This is a genomic window from Pseudomonas sp. FG86 (assembly GCF_057808775.1).
Genome location: NZ_JBMDIS010000010.1, coordinates 87,436 through 112,081, shown reverse-complemented (window position 1 = coordinate 112,081; position 24,646 = coordinate 87,436). Strand labels below are relative to the sequence as shown.

The 24,646-nt window shown below is 62.1% G+C and carries 19 protein-coding genes and 1 riboswitch; of the genes, 7 read left to right on the top strand and 12 right to left on the bottom strand.

The window, feature by feature from the left end; genetic code table 11:
- Nucleotides 1-171: 171 nt before the first annotated feature.
- Entirely contained in the window at nt 172-918 is a 747-nt protein-coding gene (locus ACODSV_RS09700) for an RsiV family protein (RefSeq protein WP_150055812.1), read from the top strand.
- Here ACODSV_RS09700 and cytX read toward each other — a convergent pair.
- The gene (gene cytX, locus ACODSV_RS09695; RefSeq protein WP_150055811.1) at nt 887-2,176 is read right to left on the bottom strand and encodes a putative hydroxymethylpyrimidine transporter CytX; all 1,290 of its coding nucleotides are present in this window, start codon (nt 2,174-2,176) and stop codon (nt 887-889) included. The genes ACODSV_RS09700 and cytX overlap by 32 nt on opposite strands.
- Nucleotides 2,177-2,356: 180 nt before the next feature.
- Complete coding sequence (gene thiC, locus ACODSV_RS09690) at nt 2,357-4,261, bottom strand: phosphomethylpyrimidine synthase ThiC (RefSeq protein WP_024073055.1); 1,905 nt, start codon at nt 4,259-4,261, stop codon at nt 2,357-2,359.
- A gap of 148 nt (nt 4,262-4,409) precedes the next feature.
- Nucleotides 4,410-4,515: riboswitch (TPP riboswitch) on the bottom strand.
- Nucleotides 4,516-4,711: 196 nt separating this feature from the next.
- On the opposite strand from thiC, the gene ACODSV_RS09685 reads away from it, so the two are divergent.
- Nucleotides 4,712-6,151, top strand: a complete 1,440-nt coding sequence (locus ACODSV_RS09685; protein WP_024073054.1) for a TolC family outer membrane protein — start codon at nt 4,712-4,714, stop codon at nt 6,149-6,151.
- 127 nt (nt 6,152-6,278) lie between these two features.
- On the opposite strand, the gene waaA is transcribed toward ACODSV_RS09685, so the two are convergent.
- Both waaA and ACODSV_RS09675 read right to left on the bottom strand, forming a co-directional pair.
- Nucleotides 6,279-7,556 carry a lipid IV(A) 3-deoxy-D-manno-octulosonic acid transferase gene (waaA, locus tag ACODSV_RS09680; RefSeq protein ID WP_024073053.1) on the bottom strand — a complete coding sequence of 426 codons (1,278 nt, stop codon included), beginning with the start codon at nt 7,554-7,556 and terminating at the stop codon, nt 6,279-6,281.
- Between the two features lie 23 nt (nt 7,557-7,579).
- A complete protein-coding gene (locus ACODSV_RS09675) occupies nt 7,580-8,470 on the bottom strand; it encodes a LysR family transcriptional regulator (protein WP_024073052.1) in 891 nt (296 codons plus the stop codon).
- 103 nt (nt 8,471-8,573) lie between these two features.
- Here ACODSV_RS09675 and ACODSV_RS09670 point away from each other — a divergent pair, with 103 nt between their 5' ends.
- The 4 genes from ACODSV_RS09670 (at nt 8,574) to ACODSV_RS09655 (ending at nt 11,990) form a co-directional block, all read left to right on the top strand.
- Nucleotides 8,574-8,909, top strand: a complete 336-nt coding sequence (locus ACODSV_RS09670; protein ID WP_024073051.1) for a DMT family transporter — start codon at nt 8,574-8,576, stop codon at nt 8,907-8,909.
- A gap of 86 nt (nt 8,910-8,995) precedes the next feature.
- On the top strand, nt 8,996-10,171 hold the full coding sequence (locus ACODSV_RS09665) for an NAD(P)/FAD-dependent oxidoreductase (protein ID WP_024073050.1): 1,176 nt from the start codon (nt 8,996-8,998) through the stop codon (nt 10,169-10,171).
- Entirely contained in the window at nt 10,168-10,980 is an 813-nt protein-coding gene (locus ACODSV_RS09660) for an aldo/keto reductase (protein WP_150053974.1), read from the top strand. Before ACODSV_RS09665 ends, ACODSV_RS09660 begins: the two co-directional genes overlap by 4 nt.
- 41 nt (nt 10,981-11,021) lie before the next feature.
- Nucleotides 11,022-11,990, top strand: coding sequence for a hypothetical protein (locus ACODSV_RS09655; protein ID WP_024073048.1), 969 nt, complete (start codon nt 11,022-11,024; stop codon nt 11,988-11,990).
- Between the two features lie 73 nt (nt 11,991-12,063).
- Here the strand turns inward: ACODSV_RS09655 and ACODSV_RS09650 are convergent, their stop codons facing one another.
- From ACODSV_RS09650 to msbA, 3 genes are all read right to left on the bottom strand, one after another.
- A complete protein-coding gene (locus tag ACODSV_RS09650) occupies nt 12,064-12,999 on the bottom strand; it encodes an NAD-dependent epimerase/dehydratase family protein (protein WP_069075137.1) in 936 nt (311 codons plus the stop codon).
- Nucleotides 12,992-14,416, bottom strand: a complete 1,425-nt coding sequence (gene hldE, locus ACODSV_RS09645; RefSeq protein ID WP_024073046.1) for a bifunctional D-glycero-beta-D-manno-heptose-7-phosphate kinase/D-glycero-beta-D-manno-heptose 1-phosphate adenylyltransferase HldE — start codon at nt 14,414-14,416, stop codon at nt 12,992-12,994. The genes ACODSV_RS09650 and hldE overlap by 8 nt, the downstream gene beginning before the upstream one ends.
- 117 nt (nt 14,417-14,533) lie before the next feature.
- Nucleotides 14,534-16,339, bottom strand: a complete 1,806-nt coding sequence (gene msbA / locus ACODSV_RS09640; RefSeq protein WP_150095438.1) for a lipid A export permease/ATP-binding protein MsbA — start codon at nt 16,337-16,339, stop codon at nt 14,534-14,536.
- Between the two features lie 157 nt (nt 16,340-16,496).
- On the opposite strand from msbA, the gene ACODSV_RS09635 reads away from it, so the two are divergent.
- On the top strand, nt 16,497-18,353 hold the full coding sequence (locus ACODSV_RS09635; protein ID WP_150095439.1) for a bifunctional O-antigen ligase/aminoglycoside phosphotransferase family protein: 1,857 nt from the start codon (nt 16,497-16,499) through the stop codon (nt 18,351-18,353).
- 55 nt (nt 18,354-18,408) lie between these two features.
- Here ACODSV_RS09635 and ACODSV_RS09630 read toward each other — a convergent pair whose 3' ends face one another.
- From ACODSV_RS09630 to ACODSV_RS09610, 5 genes are read right to left on the bottom strand one after another with little or no spacing between them, the layout of a single operon-like run.
- The gene (locus ACODSV_RS09630) at nt 18,409-19,290 is read right to left on the bottom strand and encodes a glycosyltransferase (RefSeq protein ID WP_150053977.1); all 882 of its coding nucleotides are present in this window, start codon (nt 19,288-19,290) and stop codon (nt 18,409-18,411) included.
- Entirely contained in the window at nt 19,287-20,435 is a 1,149-nt protein-coding gene (locus ACODSV_RS09625; RefSeq protein ID WP_069075133.1) for a glycosyltransferase, read from the bottom strand. The genes ACODSV_RS09630 and ACODSV_RS09625 overlap by 4 nt, the downstream gene beginning before the upstream one ends.
- Nucleotides 20,436-20,489: 54 nt before the next feature.
- Nucleotides 20,490-21,896: a PIG-L deacetylase family protein gene (locus tag ACODSV_RS09620; protein ID WP_150053978.1), complete on the bottom strand. Its 1,407-nt coding sequence runs from the start codon at nt 21,894-21,896 to the stop codon at nt 20,490-20,492.
- Nucleotides 21,893-22,789: an antimicrobial resistance protein Mig-14 gene (locus ACODSV_RS09615; protein ID WP_489045156.1), complete on the bottom strand. Its 897-nt coding sequence runs from the start codon at nt 22,787-22,789 to the stop codon at nt 21,893-21,895. The genes ACODSV_RS09620 and ACODSV_RS09615 overlap by 4 nt, the downstream gene beginning before the upstream one ends.
- Nucleotides 22,790-24,547: a carbamoyltransferase family protein gene (locus ACODSV_RS09610; RefSeq protein WP_150053979.1), complete on the bottom strand. Its 1,758-nt coding sequence runs from the start codon at nt 24,545-24,547 to the stop codon at nt 22,790-22,792.
- Nucleotides 24,548-24,646: the final 99 nt, after the last annotated feature.

Sequence of the window (24,646 nt, the reverse complement as noted above, 5' to 3'; positions counted from 1 at the left end):
CAATTCGCGCCATCCTAACGCGGTCCTGCCCGTAGGTGCAGCCCCTTTCCAGTTGCCGGGATAGACGGCGGGCGTCAAACTCACTCTAATAATCTTAGTGGCGAACTGACTGGCCTGCCGGTAGTCGAAGGTCCACGAATTTCGCTCTTAATCGACGGACGAAGAACATACATGTCGCTTTTAAAAATCGCCTCCGTGGCCTGTATCGCCTTGACCCTCGGCGCCTGCCAGAGCCTGTTTCAACCCAGCTATCGGACCCCGCTGGAAGCCACCCGTGACGCCAGCGAACAAAGCAAGCCGGGCTGCGCCAGCACCGATTGCCCACTGGTGAACATCGACACCGTGCACTTCGCCAAAGAACCCAAGCTGGATGCGCTGATCGAACAACGCCTGCTGGAGATGACCCGTACCAAGCCCAGCGACCCGCTGCCGACGAGCCTGGCGACGTACAGCGAGCAATTCCTGCAGACGGCCGCCCCCGGCAACAACATGTACTTGCAGGCCAAGGTACGCGAGCAGCATGACGGCTTGGTGATCATCGAGTTGTCCAGCTACCTGGACCAGGGCGTCACCCACGGCGAACCGGGCCGCGCGTTCATCAACTATTCGCGTCCGCAGCAAAAGGCCCTGACGTTGACCGACATGCTGCTGCCAGGCAAGGAAGACGCATTCTGGAAAGCCGCTCAGGTGGCCCACAACAGCTGGCTGATCAGTACGCGCCTGAGCCTGGAGCCGGAGTTCGTCAAAAGCTATCCCTTCCAGAAAACCCCGAACGTGGCGCTGACCTACGGCGGCGTGACCCTCAAGTACCCTACCACCACCATCGCGCCGTACGCCCTGGGCCACGTCGAGTTGCAGATTCCCTACTCGCGCCTGGACGGCATCCTCAAGCCTGAGCTAGTGCCCGTACGCCGCTGAAGGCCCGGCCCAGGATGAACTGCAACAGCCCTGCCAGCACCAGCGCCGGCAGGGTCGCGCCGACATCCGGATACAGGTTGGCGAGCAGATGGTAAGTCGCAATGCCCCCCAGCCACGCCAACAACGCCGGCCAACGCAGCGAAGCCACAGCGCTCTGGCCGCGGCGGCGCAGGATGAAATGATCGACCAGTACCACGCCAAAGAGCGGCGCGAATACCGAACCGATCAACAGCAGGAAGTTCTGGTACTGCGCCAACGGCGCAAAGCAGGCGATCAAGGTGCAGAGCACGCCGATCGCCAGCGCCAGGTGTTCGACTTTCAAGCGCAATAGAATCCCGCTGGACACTGCCGCCGAATGAATATCGGCAAAGGCGTTTTCCGACTCATCCAATAGGATCAGTAGCAGCGGAATGCCCAGGCCCGCCCCGGCCAAGGCCAGCAGCAGTGCGTTGACCTCCCCGCTTGGCGCAAAGGCCAGGGTGTAGGCCACACCGAGGCTCATCAGCCAGAAGTTGCCAATGAAGAAGCCCAGCGCCGTACCGCCGAACACGCTCTTGGCGCGTTTGCCGAAGCGCGAATAATCGGCAATCAGCGGCAGCCACGACAACGGCATGGCGATCGCAATATCAAAGCCCACGGCAAACGGCATCGATCCGTCACCGGCCTGGGCCCAGAGGGCGGCAAGGTCGGCTTTGGCGAAGAGGTTCCAGGTCAGCCACAGGCACGCGCCGAGCAACAGCCAGATCCCCCACTTGCGCAAGATCTGCCGCACGAAGGTCAACGGGCCGCTGACGGCCAGCAGGGTCGCCAGGCCACCGAAAAACAGCGTCCACAGCAACGGGCTCGCCAGCAGGCTGGCATCGCTGAAAGCCCGCACACCCAACAAGCTCGCGGCATCGCGCATGACGATGATTTCAAACGAACCCCAGCCGATCAGTTGCAGCAGGTTCAACAGCGCCGGCAGGCTGGCGCCCTTGGCACCGAGGCTGAGCTTGAGGGCGGCCATGGCGGACAGCCCGGTGTCGCTGCCGATCACGCCGACGGCGGCCAGCAACAGCACGCCGGCCAGCGTGCCGAGAAAAATCGCCAGCAATGCGCCGGACAACCCCAGGCCCGGCGCGAGCAACGCGCCGGTTTGCAGGACCATCAGGCCGATGCCGAGGGAGAACCACAAGGAGAACAGGTCGCGGGCGCCGAACACGCGCTTGTCAGCGGGGACCGCGATGTCCGGGGAATAGGTACTCGGTTGAATGCTCAAGGGTGTTATCTCTGAGGGGCACTTGTTGTCAGGGAGATTGCAATCGGGGGCAAGCCCCCTCCCACATTGGATCGGCTGTGAACACAAAAACTGTGTATGGCTCAGTCAATATGTGGGAGGGGGCTTGTCGAGTCGTCGCACCGCCCCGATGACGGCGGTACAGGCACCGCCGTCTCTGGATCAGACCTTCTTATAAAGCTGGCTGCCTTCCTGCTTGAACCGCTCCGCCTGCTCGGCCAAGCCCTTGGCCACGTCCACATCCACCGCGTCAATGCGCTGGTTGGCCGCGTACTCACGCACTTCCTGGGTGATTTTCATCGAGCAGAACTTCGGCCCGCACATCGAGCAGAAATGCGCGACCTTGGCCGAGTCCTTCGGCAGGGTTTCATCGTGATAGGACCGTGCGGTGTCCGGATCGAGGCCGAGGTTGAACTGGTCTTCCCAACGGAACTCGAAGCGCGCCTTGCTCAAGGCGTTATCGCGGATTTGCGCACCCGGATGGCCTTTCGCGAGATCGGCTGCATGGGCGGCGATCTTGTAGGTGATGATCCCGGTCTTCACATCATCCTTGTTCGGCAGGCCCAGGTGTTCCTTGGGCGTGACGTAGCAGAGCATGGCGCAACCGAACCAGCCGATCATTGCCGCACCGATGCCCGATGTAATGTGGTCGTAGCCGGGTGCGATGTCGGTGGTCAGCGGGCCGAGGGTATAGAACGGCGCCTCGTCGCAGCACTCGAGTTGCTTGTCCATGTTCTCCTTGATCAATTGCATCGGCACGTGGCCGGGGCCTTCGATCATGGTTTGCACATCGTGCTTCCAGGCGATCTTGGTCAGTTCGCCAAGGGTCTCCAGCTCGCCGAATTGCGCGGCGTCGTTGGCGTCGGCAATCGAACCCGGACGCAAGCCATCGCCCAGGGAGAAGCTGACGTCATAGGCCTTCATGATTTCGCAGATTTCGTCGAAATGCGTGTAGGTGAAGTTCTCTTTGTGGTGCGCCAGGCACCACTTGGCCATGATCGAACCGCCACGGGAGACGATGCCGGTGACACGCTTGGCGGTCAGCGGCACATAGCGCAGCAACACCCCGGCGTGGATGGTGAAGTAGTCGACGCCTTGCTCGGCCTGTTCGATCAGGGTGTCGCGGAACAGCTCCCAGGTCAGGTCTTCAGCGGCGCCACCGACTTTTTCCAGGGCCTGGTAGATCGGCACGGTACCGATCGGCACCGGCGAGTTGCGAATGATCCATTCGCGGGTTTCGTGGATGTGCTTGCCGGTGGACAAGTCCATCACCGTGTCCGAGCCCCAGCGAATGCCCCAGGTCAGTTTCGCCACTTCTTCTTCGATGGACGAACCCAAGGCGCTGTTGCCGATGTTGCCGTTGATCTTCACCAGGAAGTTACGGCCGATGATCATCGGTTCCAGTTCGGTGTGGTTGATGTTGGCTGGAATGATTGCGCGGCCACGGGCGATTTCTTCGCGCACGAACTCCGGAGTGATGATTTTCGGCACGCTGGCGCCGAAGCTGTGGCCGGCGTGCTGCTGGTCGAGCAGGCCACTGGCGCGGGCTTCTTCAAGCTTCATGTTTTCGCGGATGGCAACGTATTCCATCTCGGCGGTGATGATGCCTTTGCGCGCGTAATGCATCTGGGTGACGTTGGCACCGGCCTTGGCGCGGCGCGGGTTCTTCACGTGGGCAAAGCGCAGGGCGGTCAGCTCGGCATCGTTCAGGCGCTGCTGGCCGAAGTGCGAGCTCAGGCCGGACAGGCGCTCGGTATCGCCCCGGGACTCGATCCACGGCGAGCGCACATCGCCCAGGCCTTTGCGCACGTCGATGATGACGTTGGGGTCGGTGTAGGGGCCGGAGGTGTCGTAGACCACCACGGGCGCATTGATTTCACCGCCGAAATCGGTGGGTGTGACGTCCAGGCTGATTTCGCGCATCGGTACGCGAATGTCCGGGCGAGTGCCTGGCACGTAGATTTTTTGCGAGCGGGTAAACGGCTGCACGGACCCGGAATCGACTTTGGCCGACTCACTCAAGTGCACGGTATTTTTTGATTTTTGGCTTTTTAATTCGGTGCTCATCACGGGCTCTCCAACTATCCAGGCGGTGGATTTTTGTCGGAGCGAACCTGTGACGGATGGACGCACTGAAAACAGTGCTGTGCTTGGTGCACGAAGGCTGTTCGATTGTCGAACAACATCCCGGACGAAGCACAAGAGGACTCGCCGGGTGACGAGAAATCTTGTTCCCTACGCAGGCGCTAACCTGATCAGGTTCAACGGGATCCGGTATTTACCGATCTCAGCCTTCTAACAAGGCACCCCGACAAGAACGTGGCCAGTCTAGACCAGGGTGGGGGCAAATTGCCAATAGCCGTGCATTCAGCGTGATGAATGGCGCATTTGCGGGATTGTTGTGCCGTGGTTGCGCCACTACACTCGGATGCTGCCTCAACGCTTGACGCCAGGAATGGCCAGCTTTAGCCTTGGGCGCTAAATTATCGCCGTAATATTCACACTAGGGATCGCCTCATGCTGCGCAAACTCTCACTGGCTCTTGCCGTGTCTTGTGCGACCAATGGAATGGTCTGGGCAGCTGAAGCGCCCTTGTCCGCCAGAACCGACCTGGTCAGCGTCTATCAGGAGGCGGTAGACAACAACGCCGACCTCGCCGCTGCCCGCGCCCAATATGGCGCACAGAAAGAAGTGGTGCCCCAGGCCCGCGCCGGCCTGCTACCGAATTTGTCGGCCGGTGCCGATATCAATAATGTGCGCACCCAGATCGACACCCCGGCCGCCACCGCCAACCGCGATGCCCACTCCTGGCGCGCGACCTTGAGCCAGCCCTTGTTCCGTGCCGACCGCTGGTTCCAGTTGCAAGCCGCCGAAGCCGTCAACGAACAGGCCGCGCTGCAACTCTCGGCCACCGAACAGAACCTGATTCTGCAAAGCGCCGAGAACTACTTCGCCGTGCTGCGTGCCCAGGACAACCTGGCCTCGACCAAGGCCGAAGAAAATGCGTTCAAGCGCCAACTGGACCAGTCCAACGAGCGCTTCGACGTGGGCCTGTCGGACAAAACCGATGTGCTGCAATCCCAGGCCAGCTACGACACCGCGCGAGCCAACCGGATCGTGGCGCAACGCCAGGTAGATGACGCCTTCGAAGCGCTGATCACCCTGACCAACCGTCAATACAATTCGATCCAGGGCATTGTGCATACGCTGCCGGTGTTGCCGCCGCTGCCGAACGACGCCAAGGCCTGGGTCGAGACCGCCGGCCGCCAGAACCTCAACCTGCTTGCCAGCAACTATGCGGTGACCGCCGCCGAGGAAACGCTCAAGCAGCGCAAGGCCGGGCACGCCCCCACCCTGGACGCCGTGGCGCAGTATGAAAAGGGCGATAACGACGCGCTGGGCTTCAGTAACCCGAATGCCTTCGGCACGCCTTATGGTGGCGATGTCTCGCAACGTACCATTGGCCTGCGCCTGAACATACCGCTCTACAGCGGCGGCTTGACCAGCTCGCAAGTGCGCGAATCCTATTCGCGCCTCGGCCAGACCGAGCAGCAACGCGAAGGCCTGCGCCGCCAGGTGGTGGAAAATACGCGCAACCTGCACCGCGCAGTGAACACCGATGTGGAACAGGTCCAGGCACGCCGGCAGTCGATCATCTCCAACCAGAGCGCGGTGGAAGCCACGGAAATCGGTTACCAGGTGGGTACGCGCAATATCGTCGACGTGCTCGACGCCCAGCGCCAGCTCTACGCGTCGGTGCGCAACTACAACAACAGCCGCTATGACTACATCCTCGACAACCTGCGCCTGAAACAGGCAGCGGGCACGCTGAACCCAGGGGACCTGCAGGACCTGGCGCGCTACCTCAAGGCCGACTACAACCCGGACAAGGACTTCCTGCCGCCGGACCTGGCCAAGGCGGCTGCCGAGCAGTTGAAAGCCCGCCCAGGCAATTGAACACACCGTAAAAACCCTGTGGGAGGGGGCTTGCCCCCGATAGCGGTGTACCAGGTGAACTCATGTTGACTGACACTCCGTCATCGGGGGCAAGCCCCCTCCCACATTTGGCTCGCTCGCCAGTGCGTCAGTGAGTTATCAGGCGATCAAGGCCATCCAACAATCGCTTCAAAGCGCCCTGGTTGGCCTGCATCACCTTAAGCCCCGCCTGCGCCATCCGCTGGGCGTCCTGCGGCAGCTCGAACAGTTGCCGCACGGCCTCGGCCAACCCTTCGGCGTCATCCACCTCCCGCAACGCACCCGCTTCGCGCATCATCGCGGTAATTTCGAGGAAGTTGAACACGTGGGGGCCCATGATCACCGGCTTGGCCAGCGCCGCCGGTTCCAGCGGATTATGCCCACCGGTCGCCACCAGGCTGCCACCGACGAAAGCGCTGTCGGCCAAGGCATACAGAAACAGCAATTCGCCCATGGTGTCACCGAGCAGCACCGAGGTCTGCGCGGTGACCGGCTCACCGCTGGAGCGCCGCACCGTGGCAAACCCCTGTTGCCCACACAGCTCGAACATCGGGCCGAAGCGTTCCTGGTGACGCGGCACCAGAATCAGCAACGCGTTGGGGTAGCTTTCGAGCAGTTGGCGATGGGCGGCGAGCACCACTTCATCTTCGCCTTCGTGGGTACTGGCGGCGATCCACACCGGGCGCTCAGTGGCGCCCCACTGCTCGCGCAGGGCAGCGGCACGCACCGGCAATTGGGGGTCGACGGTCAGGTCGAACTTGATCGAGCCAGTCACCGTTACGGTTTCGGGGCGCGCACCCAGGCTGAGAAACCGCTGGGCCTCGGTGTGCGTCTGCACGGCGAACAGGCTCATCTGCGCCAGCATCGGTGCCGTCAGCTTGGCGAAACGCGCATACCCCTTGGCCGAACGGGCCGATAACCGCGCATTGGCCAGCGCCACCGGAATACCGCGTTGGGCGCAGGCATGGATATGGTTGGGCCACAGCTCGGTTTCCATGATGACGGCCAGCTTCGGCTGCACGCGATCAAGAAAACGCTTGGCCGCACAGGGCAAATCGTAAGGCAGGTAGCAATGCTGGATGCGCGGTTCGTTGGCGAACAACGCCTGGATGCGCTCGGACCCGGTGGGCGTCATGCAGGTGACGGTGATGGGCAGTTGTGGATAACGCGCCAACAGCCCGCGAATCATCGGCGCGGCGGCGATGCTTTCCCCCACCGACACGGCATGCACCCAGATCCCGCCGGGTTGCATCACCGGCAAGCCGTAGGAAAACCGCTCGGCCACGCGCTGGGCATAGGCCGGCGCCTTGCGCGCACGCAACCACAGACGTAAGGCCACCAACGGCAGCGCCAGGTAAAACAAACAGCTGTAGAGAGTTCTATTCATGGCGGCGGAGTTTATCGGCTTTTTCAGTCGATCGCCTGCAAGCACTCGGCAAAACGTTCGGCGAGAAAGCGCGCGGCGGGGCCGAGGGGTTCATCGCGGCGCCACACCAGCTCGACCACCAACGCCGGTGGCGTCCATTCGCTGTCCAGTTCGACCATCAGGTTCTGGTACGACGGGTACTGCACCACATGCCGGGGCAACCACGCCCAGCCCAGCCCACGGGTCAGCCACTCGGCCAGCACGTAGAAGCTGTCGGCACGCCACACCTGCGGGCTGGCGGCCTCGCTGCCGGGATAGACGCTGGTCTGGGTCGACATCAGCAACTGGCGAAATTGCGCCAGGCGCTGGCAGTCCACGGTTGCCTGCGCCGCCAGGGGATGGTTGCGACCGCACACCGTGACCATCTCCACACTGCCCACCACCCGCCGCTCCAACGCTTCCGGGATCTGGTCGTGATAAAACAGCATGCCCAGGTCGGCCTTGCGCTCCACCAGCTTGCGGGCGACATCCCCCTGGGCCGCGCTGGACAATTGCACCTCCAGGTTGGGAAAGCGTCCGGCCAAGGCATCGAGACTATCCAGAACCGGCTGATAGAGCATCGCCTCATCCTGGGCCAGGCGCAGACAAGCTTCCTCGCCACGCATCAACGACATCGCGCGACCATTGAGGCGTTCGCACTGGCGCAAGACCTCCTTCGCTTCTTCGAGCAACACCGTACCGGCTTCGGTCAGGCGCGGCTGGCGGCCACTGCTGCGCTCGAACAGGCTCACGCCCAAGTCCGCCTCCAGCAGGGCGATCCCATTGCTGACCGCCGACTGCGCCTTGCGCTGCTCCCGCGCCACCGCCGAAAACGAGCGCTGCTCGGCCACCCTGACAAACAAGCGCATCTGCTCCAGATTCCACTGCACGCCCATGGCTCAACCTATCTTCATTCCAGATAGGTAATGACTTTACCCCATCTAGCGAAGCCCTAAAATACCGACATCATCAAGTGCGCTCTACACCGAGGATCTACCCATGAACCCTGCCTACTACTACCTGGCCATTGCCATCTGCTCGGAAGTGATCGCCACCGTGTCCATGAAAGCCATCAAGGGCTGGAGCACCCCTATCCCGCTGTTGCTGGTGATCGTGGGCTACGGCGTGGCCTTCTGGATGCTGACCCTGGTGGTGCGTACCGTCCCCGTGGGTGTGGCCTACGCGGTTTGGGCCGGGATGGGCATTGTGATGGTCAGCATTGCCGCGCTGTTCATCTATGGCCAGAAGCTCGATCTGCCGGCAATGCTCGGGATGGGCTTGATCGTGTTGGGCGTAGTGGTGATTCAGCTGTTCTCGAAAACCGCCGGCCACTGAGATCCCCTGCCAATATTGATCCCGGGCAAAGATCGATCCGTTGAGTCTGTATACTTGGCAACTTGATTTGAACACTGAGGTTGCCCATGCCATCCGTTATTTCCACCGACGTTCTGATTGTCGGCGCCGGGGTTGCCGGCCTCTGGCTCAATGCGCGCCTGCGCCGCCAGGGTTTTTCCACGGTGGTGGTGGAAAGCGCCACCCTCGGTGGCGGGCAGAGCGTGAAGTCTCAGGGGATCATTCACGGCGGCGCCAAGTACGCCCTGCACGGCGCCCTCACCGGCGCCTCCGAGGCGATTTCCGATATGCCGCGCCGCTGGCGCGAAGCGCTCGCGGGCAACGGCGAGCTGGACTTGTCCGGCGTGCGCCTGCTGTCTGAAGCGCATTACCTCTGGTCCCCTGGCACACTCGCCGGCAACCTCACCAGCTTTTTCGCCAGCAAGGCCGTGCGCGGCCGTGTCGACCAGGTCAAGGGCGACGATCTGCCGCTGGCCCTGCAAGACCGCCGTTTCAAGGGCAAGGTCTATCGCCTGGCGGAATTGGTCATCGATGTTCCCAGCCTGATCGAACGCCTGGCGCAACTGGCCGGTGATGGCTTGCTCGCCGGGCAACACATCGAACCGCTGCGCGAAGGCGACACATTGATCGGCTTGAAAGTCGATGGCCGCGAGATCCGCGCCCAGCGCATCGTATTGAGTGCCGGCGGCGGCACAGCAGAGTTGCTGGCGGCCCTGGGCCTGAGCCAGCCGGCCATGCAGACACGCCCGTTGCACATGATCATCGCCAAAGGCCCAGGGTTGAAGCCGCTGTACGCCCACTGCCTGGGCGGCGGTACCAAGCCGCGCGTTACCGTCACCACCCACCCGGCCGCCGATGGCAATTGGGTCTGGTACCTGGGCGGCGAAATTGCCGAGGCCGATGGCGTGGCGCGCACGCCTGAAGAGCAAATCGCCACGGCCCAGAAAGAGCTGGCGCATTTGCTGCCGTGGATCGACATGAGCCAGACCCAGTGGGCCACCCTGCGCGTCGACCGCGCCGAGCCGCTGCAATCGGGCCTGAGCCGCCCCGACAACGCCTTCCTCGCCGAAGAAGGCCACCTGCTGGTGGGCTGGCCGACCAAACTGGCCCTGGCGCCGGACTTCGCCGATCGAGTGATCCACGCCCTGGAGCGCGACGGTATCCACCCAGGCCCGGCCACCCCGCTGCCCGACCTGCCCAAGCCCGCCATCGGCCAACCCGCCTGGGAGCAACTGCTGCCATGACCTTGCCCACCCTGCACGACCTGCATCGCCCCCTGGGCAGCACCGGCCTGCTGGTGTCGCCGCTGGGCCTGGGCACCGTCAAGCTGGGCCGCGACCAAGGGGTGAAATACCCCAGCGGCTTCAAGATTCCCGATGATGACGAAGCGCGGATGCTGCTACGCCAAGCCCGCCAACTGGGCATCAACCTGATCGACACCGCCCCCGCCTACGGCCGCAGTGAAGAACGCCTGGGCCCGCTGTTACGCGGCCAGCGCCAGGACTGGGTGATTGTCAGCAAGGTCGGCGAAGAGTTCGAGGAAGGCGTGTCCCGGCACGATTTCAGCGCGGCCCATACCCGAATGTCGGTCGAGCGCAGCCTGAAACGACTGGAAACGGACTTCATCGACCTGGTGCTGGTGCATTCCGACGGCAATGACCTGCATATCCTCAACGACTGCGAGGTCTACCAGACCCTGGCCGAGCTGAAACGCGAAGGCAAGATCCGTGGTTTCGGCTTCTCCGGCAAAACTGTCGAGGGCGGTGTGAAGGCCCTGGAACAGGGTGATTGTGCGATGGTCACCTACAATCTGAACGAACAGGCCGAGAAAGCCGTCATTGATTATGCAGCGGTCCATGGCAAAGGCATCCTGGTGAAAAAAGCCTTGGCCAGCGGCCACGTGTGCCTGGAGCCTGGAATGGATCCAGTTCGCGCCAGTTTCATGTTGTTGTTTGCGCAAACGGGCGTCGCCAGTGCTATTGTCGGGACCATTAATCCGCTGCACCTGGCTCATAACGTGGCGACCGCTGCCCAGGTCATTCGTCAACTCTGATGCCGCCGACGCGGCCGACCCCGTCGCAGGAAGGAGCCGACATGCCGCGAACCCTCATAAGAAAAAACCCCAGCAACTTCAAGACACTGCCGCTGCACGTCGAAGCGACCCCCGAAGGTTTGAGTTACCAGAGCGTCGGCATGCCGCTCAACTTCGCCCAGACCCTGCAACGACGCAAGCCGGTCGAGGTGGCAGACCCCGAGCGTTTTGTCCTGGAACTGGCGAACCTCGGGGTATCAGTGCGCCTGACCCTGCATTGGCAAAACAAGGATTACTGGGTACTGGTGCGCCAGCGCCGCCAGGATCGGGGCGATGTGGTGCTCAAGCTGATCTCCGGCTACGTCCCCGCCCATGAACTGAACCTGCCGCTGCACACCGCCATCCAGGAAATTGCCGAAGAATGCCTGCTGGAAACCCCCGAAGGCTGGCTGAGCGGACGTTTCAACGATACCTGGCTACCGGCCCCCTACTCCTCAGCCCTGCACTACCGCGAAGCCCTGCCGTTTCGCCTCAGCCCACTGTCCGGCGCGGCACGCCCGGTGCGCTGTGCGACAACCCAATTGATCGAACGCCCACGAGCCTACGTGCACCTGCCCACGGCGTCGCTGCAACTGATCTATGACTTGCGCCTGGAAGTGCCGAAGGAAGCCAAGTCCCTGAGCCTGTTCCATGTGGATGAACGATTGGAAGGCGACCAACTGGTCGCACGCCTGGATCGCCAGCGTCCGGACCTGTACCTCATGCCGCTTAAGGACGGCCAGCCGCTGCCCGAGCTGTACACGGTCAAGAAAGACCAACTGTACCCGGCGAGCACTCGGGGTTTGTACCTGGCCGAAAGCTTCGCTCAGCAGGAGGGCTGGGTGGTGCGTGACGAGCGCATTCGCTGGAAGGATTGGCTCAGGCAGCAAGGCCTGTCACAACCTGAAAAAGAATCGAAATTGAAAGCCCTGACCGGCAAGGCGCGGCAGATGCTGCGCAAGATCGTGCCGAAGAAAAAGGCCAGTCGTTAGCGCCCAAGGAACGCAGAACGCTTCATGGAGCAGGACGAATATGGGAGCCCTCGAGCCCCCACATTCGATCAGATCAGCCGTTAAGCAGCCGCTCGAGTCCTACCTTCAATGGGGTGGGCTCTGGCAGTTTGAAGTTGGCCAACAACCTCTGGTTATTCGCCCGCGAATGCCGGATATCCCCCGAGCGCGCCGGCCCGTAAGTGATAACCGGCAGCGCGCCAACCACCTCTTCCAGCGCCTGCAACACCTGCTTGAGCGTGGTGGTGCGGTTCCAGCCCACGTTGATCGCCCCCAGCGGTGCATCCTCGACCTCGATAGCCTGCACCAGCACGTCCACCAGGTCTTCCACGTACATGAAGTCGCGGGTTTGCTCACCGTCGCCGAACACGGCAATCGGCACGCCCTGTTGCACACGCTCACTGAAGATACTGATCACCCCGGAATACGGCGAGGACGGATCCTGGCGTGGCCCGAAGATATTGAAGAAACGGAAGATCACCGGCTCCAGGCCATGCTGGCGGCGGTAGAAGTCGAAATAGTGCTCACCGGCCAACTTGTCCGAGGCATAGGGTGTCAGCGGTGCCTTGGTGGTCTCTTCGTCAATCGAAGCGCCCTCGCCGTTGTTGCCATACACCGCAGCACTGGAGGCAAACACAACACGCTTCACTCCGGCCTTGCGCATGGCTTCGCACACATTCAAGGTGCCGACGAAATTACTCTGGTGCGTACTGACCGGATCATCCACCGACGCCTGGACCGAGGCCACGGCAGCCAGGTGGACCACTGCACAGACGCCGACCGCCGCACGCGCCACCAGCGCTGCGTCAGCGACATCGCCCTCAACCAGTTCGACGCGAGGATTGTCCAGCGCCAGGTTGCTGCGCTTGCCGGTGGACAGGTCATCCAGCACCCGCACGGCATAACCCTTGGCGAGCAAGGCATCGACCAGGTGCGAGCCGATAAAGCCCGCCCCCCCGGTAATCAGGACCCGCTTATCAGCGTTACTCATTGTTGCGGATCTTCTCGACGATGGCCGTGGTCGAGCTGTTCTCGACCAAACCCAGCACTTTGACCTTGCCGCCGTAGGCACTGACGATATCGGCTCCCACGACCTGGTCGACGGAATAATCACCGCCCTTGACCAACACGTCCGGCTTGACCTGGGCCAGCAGGTTCTCCGGCGTGGCTTCCGGGAAGCTGATGACCCAATCTACCGCGCCCAGGCCAGCGAGCACCGCCATGCGCCGGTCAACACTGTTGATCGGACGACCAGGGCCTTTGAGACGGCTGACCGAAGCGTCGTCGTTGACCGCGACGATCAGGCGATCGCCTTGGGCGCGCGCCTGCTCCAGGTAGGTCACGTGGCCGGCGTGCAAGATGTCGAAGCAACCGTTGGTGAACACAATGCTTTCGTTGTGGGCTCGCGCATCGTCGATCGCCAGCAGCAATTGCTCGATCGTCAGCACGCCACGCTCCGAACCTTCGGAACGCTGGATCGCCCGGCGCAATTCAGGCGCGCTGATGGCCGCAGTCCCCAGCTTGCCGACCACGATGCCCGCCGCCAGGTTGGCCAGGGCTACCGCGTGGGGCAGTTCCTCGCCGGCCGCAATGGACGCGGCCAGGGTGGAAATCACGGTGTCACCGGCGCCGGTGACGTCGAACACTTCACGGGCCCGTGCCGGCAGGTGCATCGCCGGGTGGTCGGGGCGCAGCAAGGTCATGCCGTGCTCGCCACGGGTCACCAGCAAGGCGCCCAAATCAAGCTCGGCCATCAGCGTTGCGCCCTTGCTCACCAGCTCATGTTCGTCGGCGCAACCGCCAACGATGGCTTCGAACTCGCTGAGGTTCGGGGTGATCAGGCTGGCGCCCCGATAGATCGAGAAGTCCTTGCCCTTGGGATCGGCCAATACCGGAATGTTGCGGGCCTTGGCGGCCTGGATCAGTACCTGGTGGTTCCTCAAGGCGCCTTTGCCGTAGTCGGACAACACCAGCACCTTGATGCCTTCGAGCAACGCGTCGACCTGGCTGCTGAGGGCCTGGGCGTCGGTGGCGAAGGGTTCTTCAAAATCGATACGCAGCAATTGCTGGTGACGACTCATCACCCGCAACTTGACGATCGTCGGCTGATGGGCGATGCGTTGGAACACCGCGCGCACACCGGCGCCACGCAGGCTGTTGGCCAGGCTGTCGGCAGCTTCGTCGTCGCCGGTCACGCCCACCAGGGAAGCTGGGGCGCCGAGGGCGGCAATATTAAGGGCAACGTTGGCAGCGCCGCCTGGACGGTCTTCGATTTGCTCGACCTTGACTACCGGTACCGGCGCCTCAGGGGAAATCCGTGAGGTACCGCCATGCCAGTAACGGTCGAGCATGACATCGCCGACCACCAAGACAGGGGCTTGATCGAATCGCGGCATGGACAACTTCATGGAGCAACCCACATACAAAATGAACAGGGGCGCGATATTAGCACAGGGTTGCGGGAGGTTTGCGGGAGGGTTGCAATGTGGGCGCCGGCTTGTCGAGGCAAGCCGGCTCCCACAGGATCAGGTGATATCAGCAGTAACCGGCGCATCCAGGCCCATGGCATGCAAGCGGGCGTAGTAGCCATTCTGCGCGAGCAGTTCGGCGTGGGTGCCACGTTCGACAATGCGACCGTCGTCCATCACCAGGATCAGGTCGGCCTTCTCGATGGTGGACAAGCGGTGCGCGATCACCAGAGTGGTGCGGCCTTGCATGACCTTGTCCAAGGCGGCCTGGATATGCCGCTCGGACTCGGTGTCGAGGGCCGAGGTGGCCTCGTCGAGAATCAGCAGCGGCGCGTTCTTCAGCAAGGCACGGGCAATGGCCAGGCGCTGGCGTTGGCCACCGGACAGCAGCACGCCATTTTCGCCGACCTGGGTATCGAAGCCCTTGGGCAACTGGTCGATGAAGTCCTTGGCATTGGCATCCGCCGCCGCCGCTTCAACGTCGGCCCGGGGCGCGCCGGCCAGGTCGCCGTAGGCGATGTTGTTGTTCACGGTGTCGCTGAACAGCGTCACATGCTGGGTCACCTGGGCAATATGCTTGCGCAGGTTGAGCAGCTTGTAGTCTTCGATCTCGACGCCATCCAGCAGGATTTCCCCGCTTTCATGGTGGTAGAAACGCGGGATCAGGCTGGCCAGGGTCGACTTGCCACTGCCCGAGCGCCCGACCAGGGCGATCATCTGCCCAGGTTCGGCGGTAAAGCTGATGTCCTTGAGGACATGGCGCTCGGTACCGGGGTAGGTGAAGTTCAGGTTGCGCACTTCCAGGCGCCCATTGACCTGGTCACGCTCGATGGTGCCGCGGTCGACTTCAACTTCTTCGTCCAACTGCTCGAAAATGCTTTCGGCGCCGGCCACGCCCTTCTGGATGGTCGAGCTGACTTCCGAAAGCTGGCGGATCGGCTTGGGCAGCAAACCGGCCAAGGTGATGTAGGCCACCATGTCACCGGCCGACGCGTCACCGCGAAGATAAAGAACCAGGAACATCAGCACCGCCATGGCGGTGTAGATCACCAGTTGCAGGGCCGGGGTGTAGATCGCCCCGGTGCGGGTCATGCTCAACTGTTTGTTGGTGTTGCTCTGGCTGGCCTTGAGGAAGCGCTTTTCCTCGTAGACTTCGCCGCCGAAGCTGCGCACCACGCGGTAGCCCTGGATGGTTTCCGAGGCCACGTGGGTGACGTCGCCCATGGCGACCTGGATCTTCTTGCTCTGCTTGCGGAATTTCTTGCTGGCCGTGCTGACCATCACCGCGATCAGCGGCAGGATCGCGATCATCACCAGCGTCAGGCGCCAGTTCATGAACAGCAGCGAGGCAAACAGGAAGATCACCGTCATGCCTTCGCGTATCACCACTTTGATCGCATCGGTCGCCGCCCCCGTGACCATGGTCACGTTGAAGGTGATGCGCGAAATCAGGTGCCCGGAATTGTGATTGTCGAAATAGCGGTTGGGCAGGGTCAGCAGGTTATTGAACAACTGCACGCGCAGGTCATGGACCAGGCCCAGTGACACCTTGGCCAGCAGGTAGTTGCCCAGGAACGAACCCAGGCCCTGCCAGGCCGCGATCAGGATGATCAGCAGCGGCACGGCTTGCAGCAACTGCAGGTCACGCAGGAACGGCACGCTGGGGAACAGCACAGCTTCCGGATTGGAAAGGCCGTCGACAAAGTACTTGAGGATGTAACCCAGCATTGGCTGGGTCGACGCGAAAATCAGAAATCCGACGATACTCAGCGCGAACAAGCCCGCGTAGGGCCTGACGTAACTGAGCAGGCGGAAGTATATTTTCAAGCTCGAAGGGCTTGCGCTCGGACTGGAGTCGGTCATATCACGCGGCGTTTTGAAAAAGGAGGCTGACTTTAGCACAGCTTCTCTGTTGTACTTGCACCCGGCATGACCCACAACCCGGCTGGATCCAACCGGCGACATTATATAGCCACTACTTTAAGATGGTCGGCTTTCTCAATCTGGAATGGCTTTGCGTATGCACTCCAAGCGCCTGATGTATGGCTCAAATCGCGTTTTCGACTTTCTGGTTCTCTGGATTTTGCCCATTGGCTTGTTGTTGTTGCTGAGCTCGCTGTTCTTCGTCACCAATCGCAATGTGCTGCACAAGTTCTACTACGCCCTGTTCAGTGCGCCGACCTTGCTGCTGCTGTGCCTGCGCCCGCGGGAATTCAAGGAACTGTTGCGCGAGCCGCTGGCGATCGCATTCCTGGTGTTTTCCGCCTGGGCCCTGATCAGCCTGTTCTGGAGCCCGGAGCAACACCCGGACACGGACCTGTTCAAGCGTCCCCTGCACACGTTCATGCTGTTTGCCGGCTGCGGGCTGTTGCTGCATTACCGCAATGAACTGTTCAAGCCGATTTTCTTCAGTGCGGCGGTGATCGCACTGGTGGTCTGCCTGTGCAACCTCGTGGCATTCGTCAAGGGTTTCGAGCCGGGCATGCGCATGATCGGCGGCCGCGGCGCCCTCGATAACCCGCTGCTCAGTTCCCACGTATTTGGCTTCTTCTGCGTTTACTGGCTGTATGTCTGCATGACCACCCAGCGCCTGAGCGTACTGTGGTTCAGCGTACCCGCCCTGGCGATCATGACCGCGACGGTCCTGGCCACCGGCTCGCGCACGCCACTGGTGGCACTGACGCTGACCATCCTCTGGATGACCTTTATCAGCCGTAATCGCCGCTCGGCACTGCTGATCGCGGGCATGGTCGTGGGCGCCGCCGGGCTCCTGCTGTTCTACCCGGAACTGATCACCAACCGTGGCAGCTCGTTCCGCTTTGAACTGTGGGGCATGTCGCTGCAACGCATCGCCGAACACCCGTGGATCGGCCACAGCTACGATTCGGAGCTGTACCTGACCCTGGCCGATGGCTACCAACTGCGCGAGCCCCACAGCTTCGCCCTGGGCGTGCTGTATTACGTCGGCATCATCGGGTTTATCCCGTGGATCTTCATGCTCGGCTGGGGCCTGTACAAAGGCCTCAAGGAACGTGCGCAGCCGCTGTTTATCCTGGCGTCTTCCCTGTTGATGTACGGCATCGGCGCCGGCCTGACCGAAGGCGGTGGCATCCTGTCGCGACCCAAGGAGCACTGGTTTGTCTTGTGGATCCCACTGGCTCTCATCGCCGGCCTGAGCATCGCCCAGCGTCGTCGCAGCGTGCTGCGCATGCCGGTACAAGCCCTCAAACCAGCCGCCTTCGAGCAACTGTGCAGCCATGCACACGTCATCGAAGCCGACGGCCTGGGCCCGAAAGTCCTGCGCCTGGCTGACGGCCGTTTCCTCAAGGTCTTCCGCCCGCGGCGCTGGTACACCTCGGGCAGCTTCAACCCCTACTCCGAGCGGTTTGCCAGTAACGCCGAGCAATTGCGTACCCTGGGTATCCCCACGCCGCAGATTCTTGGCCTGTATGGGCTGCACGACGGCAGCAGCGCCGTGATCTACTCGCCGCTACCCGGCCTGACCCTGCGCCAGGCCCTGCAAAGCCTGGACAGCAGCCTGCGCGAGTCGCTGATCGAGCGCTTCGGCCAGTTCATGGCCCAGTTGCATGAGCGCGGCGTGTACTTCCGTTCGTTGCACCTGGGGAACGTGCTGCTGATGGATGACGGTGAGTTCGGCCTGATCGATATCGCCGACCTGCGCATCTTCCCTTCGCCGCTGCGCAACGCCCTGCGCCAGCGTAACCTGCGCCATATGCAGCGCTACCCGCAGGACCGCGCCTGGTTGTTCGAGACTCACTTCGAACAGCTGGCCAAAGGTTATGCGGCCGTTGCCAGCCAAGGTGCCACCGCGAAGATTCGGGCACAGGTGCAGGCTTTGGCGATTCCCAGCGCCTGATAAAAAAGGCGACTATCACCGCTGATAGTCGCCTTTTTTTACCCCCCTCGCCGCCTCAGCTCCTGAGGGGCATCAAGTACAGACGCACCAGGCCACGCAAGGTCTTGCGCCCCCAGAACTTCAATGGGATCTGCTTGAGGATCTCCCGCGCCAGCGGCCGGTCCCGGTCGGCGGTCTTGAGGAACATCGAGTTCAAGAAGTTGTAGCGCACCGCGTCATAAGCCGGGTGCTCGCTGAACTTGGCGTAGGTCTTGAGGATGTTCTGGATCATGTAGCGGTGGTTCTTGTAGGTGTTGCTCGCGTGCTGGCGATAGCGCGCCATCACCACGTCGAGGGCGTCGATGGTGTAGCCCGCGGCGGTGATCTTCAACTGGATCAGCAAATCTTCCAGGGGAATCAGCGGATCGAAGCCGCCCACTTGCTCCAGCGCTTCGCGACGAATCAGCATGGTCGGCGCCGGCGGGAAGGGTTTGCGATCCATGAACAGATCATCGAAATCCAGGCTGCGAAACGGTACGTCGCGGCGCTGTTTCTTCTCCGGGTGCAGGTGACCGTCGCCATCGATCAGCTCGATGTTGCCGGCGCAGATGCCCACTTTCGGCTTGTCCTGCATGTACGCCACCTGAATGGCAATACGATCAGGCAGCATGATGTCATCGGAGCCGAACGGTGCGATCAGGCTGCCCTTGGCGCGGGCGATGGCGCCGTTGAGCGTGGCGGTCAGCCCCTGGTTCTGTTGTACCTGGAAATCAAAGCCGTGCTCGGCCTGCAGGCGCTGGATACGTTCGACACTGTCATCCTTGGAGCCGTCGTCCACCACCAGCAGTTCGATATTCGGGTACGTCTGGGCGAGCACGCTGAGGATGCTCTCTTCGATGTACCGGCCATGGTTGTAGGACGCGATAATCACCGAGACCAGGGGTTGCTGCTGAGTCATGCTCTTCCTACTTCCTTTAAACCGCTTTCGATCAAGTCCAGGTATTTCTGTTGGAATTCGGCCAGGGCGTGGTTTTCTTCCAGGTAGCGGAACACCTGTTCACCTTTGGCACGCAATTGTTCGTCACTCATCGCCAGGTAGGTATCCAAGGCGGCTGTCAGTTGCTCGACATTGCCGGGTTCGTGGGACAAACCACCCGCCCCCTCCACCAATGGCAACATGGCCGGGCCATTGGAGGCAATCACTGGCAGGCGCCCGCTCATGCCTTCCAGCAGCGCCAGCCCCAGCCCTTCCAGCAACGAAGGCATGGTCCAGATATCGAAGGCACGCACGTATTTGAGGCCATCTTCACGAAAGCCCAGCAAGTGCGCGCGGCCGGTGAGGCCGAGGCGCTCGATGTCCGCGCGCAAGTCCGCTTCGGCACGGCCAGAGCCGATGATGCCGACCTGGGCGTTGGGGTATTTGTCCTTGAGCCGGGCAAACGCCTGCAACAGGTGCGTGTGGCCCTTGATCGGCACCAGGCGCCCCAGGGCGCCGATGATTCGTGCATCGAGGGGCAGGCCAAGTTCCTGGCGCGCCTGGTCGCGCGGCAGTTGCAAGGCTTCGGCCTGGGGAATGTCGATGGCATTGGTGACGAAGGTGGTGTTCTCGCGGGTAAAGCCGCAATTGAGGCCGACCAGATAGTCACGGACCGCTGCCGACACGCCGACGAAGCGCCAGGCCGGGCTCACCAGACGGCGCGTCTGGCGCCGACGATAAGCCCGCTCGTACTCGCCAAACCCATGGGAGATGCCGATGCACAGCGGGATCTTCAACCAGCGATTGAGCGACAGCATCATGTTCACCGACTTGAAACGGTTACAGATGACCACGTCGAACTTCTGCTCGCGGCAGTACTTGTAGATTTGCCACATCGCGCCCAGGCGAATGCCCTTGAGGGCCTTTTCGGGAAACTCGAAATACTTGGAGTGCGCGGCCACGCTCAACGGTTGACCCGGCCGCGGGCGCCCGCTGAGGAAGGCCGACGTGACCTCGAAACGCTCGACCGGCAACGACTTGACGATCTGCTCGCCGAGGTCGGCGAAATCATTGAGCTTGACGTTGTAGTCCGGCTGCAACTGCAAAACCTTGAAACGAGGCTTCATATCACTCCATGGGGCAATCAGGCCGCTACGCACGAGCGGCCCAACGAAAAATAGTCAATCCCGGTCCGGCTTCAATACCCAAAGCAGCTCGTGACGGCGCACGGCCTTGCGGAAGAATTCATTCTCACCATAAGGCGATGGACCACGACCGGCCAGCCATTGCTGCAACAGGCGGCGCACCCGACGCTTGAACGGCGCGCGGGGTTGCAGGTCATGCATCATGCCCAGCGCCATCGCCTTGTCCCGCTGTTGGCCGAGGGTCAGCACCCGGCAATAAGGCTCAAGCACCTGGGTCGCATCGAACTGCGGCGGCAACGCCACGCCGGCACCGGAATCGCCCATGGGCCAGCGGTCATTATCATGCAGGTGGTTGGCATAACCGAGCAGCGTGGTCGGCTGCCATTCAAGCCCGTCCAATGCCTGCACCACCGCGGCGTGGGCACAGATATGGTCCGGGTGAGGATCAAGCACCGGGGTCGGTACCACGATGACCTCGGGGCGCGCCTTGAGCAACACCGCGCGCAGGTCGGCAATCAGGTTGTTCCAGGTCGGCGCGCCGTCCGCATCACTGGGCAGCGCCAGGGCATTGAACTGGCGGAACAGCCGCGTATCGTCCAGTTGCGCTTCGCGGGACGCCTGGGGCTGATCGGGAGCGTCACGCATGGCCGGCAGTTGCAGGCAGAAGTAACCCAGTTGCACGCACCGCGCCTCAGGTACGCCAGCCCAGCGCGGTACGGCAATGCTGTCCCAGGCACGCAGGCGTCCTTTGATCCGCGCGGCGTCGGCCTTGGGCAGGCCCATCTGCTGATAGTGCTCGGCCTCGATTTCGCCAGCGGTCAGGGTCACGATCCAGCTTTCGTCCGCCTGGCCATACAGGCCGAATGCAGCCAGTTCAGCGTCGTCGGCATGGGGCGCGATCACCATCACTCGCTGGCGGGCCAGGTCCGGTTGCCGGAAGACCCACAGCACCGGCTGACCGATCACGCGGCAATAGCGACCGCGCAGGTGCAGCTCACCGCCGGCCAGTGCCGTCGCGGAACCGGTGAGGTTGAGGTAACGCTTGCCGGCCACACCACGCTCGAACGCCTGGCGATCCCCGGACAATTCAACCGCTGGATCCAAGAAGCGCCCCAACCAACTGCTCTTGAGCTGCACTTCGACGATCAGTGTTTCATCGCCCGCCAGTTCCAAAGGCGCTTGTGGCACCAGTCGCCCGGCGTCCAGGCGCACACCGACCGACTGGCCACCGGGAGCAAAGCGGTACTGGTAGTCATCCTTGGGCGAATAGAACAAATGGTCGGCGAACCAGGCTTCGTGGGCCACCCACAGCAGCACCGCCAGGATCAACGGCAGCCACCAGGCCACCAGCACACCGGCCACGACCAACACCAGCAAGCCCATCAGCAGCGCAATGCGCTTGTTGCGTCGATGGCGCTTGAGCAGTTGCTGTTTGCGGCTCATAGGCTGAACACCGGCACTGGCGTGCACCAGCGCTCCTTGTATTCACGGTCGGCACGCCCAAAAGAAAAACGCAGCGGTTTATCCCCGGCCCGGGCCTGCTCCCAGGCACTTTGCGTATTGAGGAAACTCAACACACTGCCAGGGCTGAACGCGCGGGTTTCAGGGTCGACCCCGCCGTTGACGTATTCAATGCTGATCCATTCAGGTGATTCGACGCGATACACCAATTGCACGGCAATAGGGGCATCGTTGAGAAACAACACCGAACCGATCAGGAACTCCTTGAGCAATGCCAGCACCTCGGCGAGGCGCTCGGCCCCGGTCGCCGGGAACCCCCAACGACGCTGGAACAGATCGCAGTAGATCGCCGCCAGCTCACTGCTGGAGAACTCACTGACCGCGCGCACCACACCGCCCGCCTCTTCCAGCAGACGCAGCTCGCGGCGCTGGTTGTAGCGAAATTTCTTCGACAGGTCTTCGGGGGTACGGGCCATGGCCAGTTGCTCGGCCTGGGGCTTGAGGGTGCTGACGCGGCCTTCATTCAGCGCCGACAGGTAGCGCCCACGATGGCGCACCGGCACCTGCGCATCGGCAGCAATGGGCAGGATGATCTCGGCATTACCCAGGTCAAACAGGCCTTTCTTGCCACTGCGCTTGAGCACGTCCTTGGACAGGGCCAGGTCGCGTCCCCAGGTGGCAATCGCCCCCTTGAGCTCGCCGTCCTGCTCCCAGCCCAGGTAGCGCACCGGAATCTGTGCCAGCGTCGCCAAGCGCTCGACGACCTGCGGATGGGTCGCCACGCTGCCACCAAACCGCAGCCAGGCCTGGGCGTAAACCTCGGCCTCGACAGGCGCCCAGCCACGTTCACGCCAAGCCTGGAAGCGGTTCAGCATTTAAACCACAGCGTCATAAGGGTCCACGCCATCCTTGACGACCAGAATATCTTCCATGATCAGGTACTGCAGGTCCGAGCCGAAGAACATGTTCAGCGCGTCGGTCGGCGAGCAGATCATCGCTTCGCCACGACGGTTGAGCGAAGTGTTCAGGGATACGCCGTTACCGGTCAGCACTTCCAGCTCTTTCATCATGTCGTAGTAGCGCGGGTTGTATTCGCGCTTGAGCACCTGGGCGCGAGACGTGCCATCTTCATGCACCACTTCCGGTACGCGGGTCTTCCACTCTTCCGACACTTCAAAGGTGAAGGTCATGAACGGCGCCGGGTGATCGACCTTGATCATCTGCGGGGCCACGGTGTCGAGCATCGACGGGCAGAAAGGCCTCCAGCGCTCGCGGAACTTGATCTGGTGGTTGATGCGGTCAGCCACGCCCGTGGCGCTTGGGCAACCGATGATCGAACGACCACCCAGGGCGCGCGGGCCAAATTCCATGCGGCCCTGGAACCAGGCCACCGGGTTGCCGTCGACCATGATCCTGGCGATGCGCTTAGGCATGTTTTCGATCTTGCGCCAGTTCGGCTTGCTCTCGTGCTTGGCACAGGCTGCGATCACGTCTTCGTTGCTGTAGGACGGGCCGAGATAGACGTGTTCCATCTTCTCCACCGGTACACCACGGGCGTGGGACACGTAAGCGGCGGCACCGACAGCGGTGCCGGCATCGCCGGACGCCGGCTGCACGAACAGCTCCTTGACGTCGTCACGGGCAATGATCTTCTGGTTCAGCTTGACGTTCAGCGCACAGCCGCCGGCGAAGGCCAGCTTGCCGGTGTCCTTGAGGATGTCGCCCAGGTAATGGTCGATCATCTGCAAGGCCAGTTTTTCAAACAGCGCCTGCATGCTGGCGGCGTAGTGGATGTATGGCTCGTCGGCGATGTCGCCTTCGCGCTTGGGGCCCAGCCACTCGATCAGTTTTGGCGAAAAGTAGAAGCCCTTGCCCTTCTCTTTGTAACGGCGCAGGCCGATAACGTTGGCGTAGTCGGTGTTGATCACCAGCTCGCCGTTTTCAAACGAGGCGAGCCGCGAGAAATCGTATTTGCTGGCGTCGCCGTACGGCGCCATGCCCATGACCTTGAATTCACCGTCGAGCATCTCGAAACCGAGGAACTCGGTGATCGCGCCGTACAGGCCACCGAGGGAGTCCGGATCGTAGAATTCCTTGATCTTGTGGATCTTGCCGTTCTCGCCGTAGCCGAAGAACGTCGTGGCGTACTCACCCTTGCCGTCGATCCCGAGGATCGCGGTCTTCTCCTGGAAGCCGGAGCAGTGGTAGGCGCTGGAAGCGTGGGCCAGGTGGTGTTCAACCGGCTCGATCTTGATTTTCTTCGGATCGAAGCCCAGTTGCTCCAGGCACCAGACGATCTTGTTGCGGTAGCGCTTGTAGCGACGGTTGCCCATCAGGATCGCGTCGAGGGCGCGGTCCGGGGCGTACCAGTAACGCTTGGCGTAGTGCCAGCGCGCCTCGCCGAACAGGCTGATCGGGGCGAACGGGATCGCCACCACGTCAACGTCGGAAGGCTTGATGCCGGCCTGTTCCAGGCAGAACTTCGCCGACTCGTAGGGCATGCGGTTCTTTGCATGTTTGTCGCGTACGAAGCGCTCTTCTTCGGCGGCCGCGATCAGCTTGCCGTCGATATACAGGGCTGCGGAAGGATCATGGCTAAGGGCGCCGGACAGGCCAAGAATCGTCAATGCCACAGGGGTCTAGCCTCTTTTAGTCTGCATGCAGGCGGGTTGCGCCTGAAAAAAGTGTGCTTCCCGCCTGGGCAGGAAACAGCTAAAGGGCGGGATTATAGC

Excerpts from the sequence above, each read along its gene's own strand:
- ACODSV_RS09700 (WP_150055812.1), top strand. The coding sequence starts at position 172 with ATGTCGCTTTTAAAAATCGCCTCCGTGGCCTGTATCGCCTTGACCCTC.
- thiC (WP_024073055.1), bottom strand. The coding sequence starts at position 4,261 with ATGAGCACCGAATTAAAAAGCCAAAAATCAAAAAATACCGTGCACTTG.
- ACODSV_RS09685 (WP_024073054.1), top strand. The coding sequence starts at position 4,712 with ATGCTGCGCAAACTCTCACTGGCTCTTGCCGTGTCTTGTGCGACCAAT.
- waaA (WP_024073053.1), bottom strand. The coding sequence starts at position 7,556 with ATGAATAGAACTCTCTACAGCTGTTTGTTTTACCTGGCGCTGCCGTTG.
- ACODSV_RS09675 (WP_024073052.1), bottom strand. The coding sequence starts at position 8,470 with ATGGGCGTGCAGTGGAATCTGGAGCAGATGCGCTTGTTTGTCAGGGTG.
- ACODSV_RS09670 (WP_024073051.1), top strand. The coding sequence starts at position 8,574 with ATGAACCCTGCCTACTACTACCTGGCCATTGCCATCTGCTCGGAAGTG.
- ACODSV_RS09665 (WP_024073050.1), top strand. The coding sequence starts at position 8,996 with ATGCCATCCGTTATTTCCACCGACGTTCTGATTGTCGGCGCCGGGGTT.
- ACODSV_RS09660 (WP_150053974.1), top strand. The coding sequence starts at position 10,168 with ATGACCTTGCCCACCCTGCACGACCTGCATCGCCCCCTGGGCAGCACC.
- ACODSV_RS09655 (WP_024073048.1), top strand. The coding sequence starts at position 11,022 with ATGCCGCGAACCCTCATAAGAAAAAACCCCAGCAACTTCAAGACACTG.
- ACODSV_RS09650 (WP_069075137.1), bottom strand. The coding sequence starts at position 12,999 with ATGAGTAACGCTGATAAGCGGGTCCTGATTACCGGGGGGGCGGGCTTT.
- hldE (WP_024073046.1), bottom strand. The coding sequence starts at position 14,416 with ATGAAGTTGTCCATGCCGCGATTCGATCAAGCCCCTGTCTTGGTGGTC.
- msbA (WP_150095438.1), bottom strand. The coding sequence starts at position 16,339 with ATGACCGACTCCAGTCCGAGCGCAAGCCCTTCGAGCTTGAAAATATAC.
- ACODSV_RS09635 (WP_150095439.1), top strand. The coding sequence starts at position 16,497 with ATGCACTCCAAGCGCCTGATGTATGGCTCAAATCGCGTTTTCGACTTT.
- ACODSV_RS09630 (WP_150053977.1), bottom strand. The coding sequence starts at position 19,290 with ATGACTCAGCAGCAACCCCTGGTCTCGGTGATTATCGCGTCCTACAAC.
- ACODSV_RS09625 (WP_069075133.1), bottom strand. The coding sequence starts at position 20,435 with ATGAAGCCTCGTTTCAAGGTTTTGCAGTTGCAGCCGGACTACAACGTC.
- ACODSV_RS09620 (WP_150053978.1), bottom strand. The coding sequence starts at position 21,896 with ATGAGCCGCAAACAGCAACTGCTCAAGCGCCATCGACGCAACAAGCGC.
- ACODSV_RS09615 (WP_489045156.1), bottom strand. The coding sequence starts at position 22,789 with ATGCTGAACCGCTTCCAGGCTTGGCGTGAACGTGGCTGGGCGCCTGTC.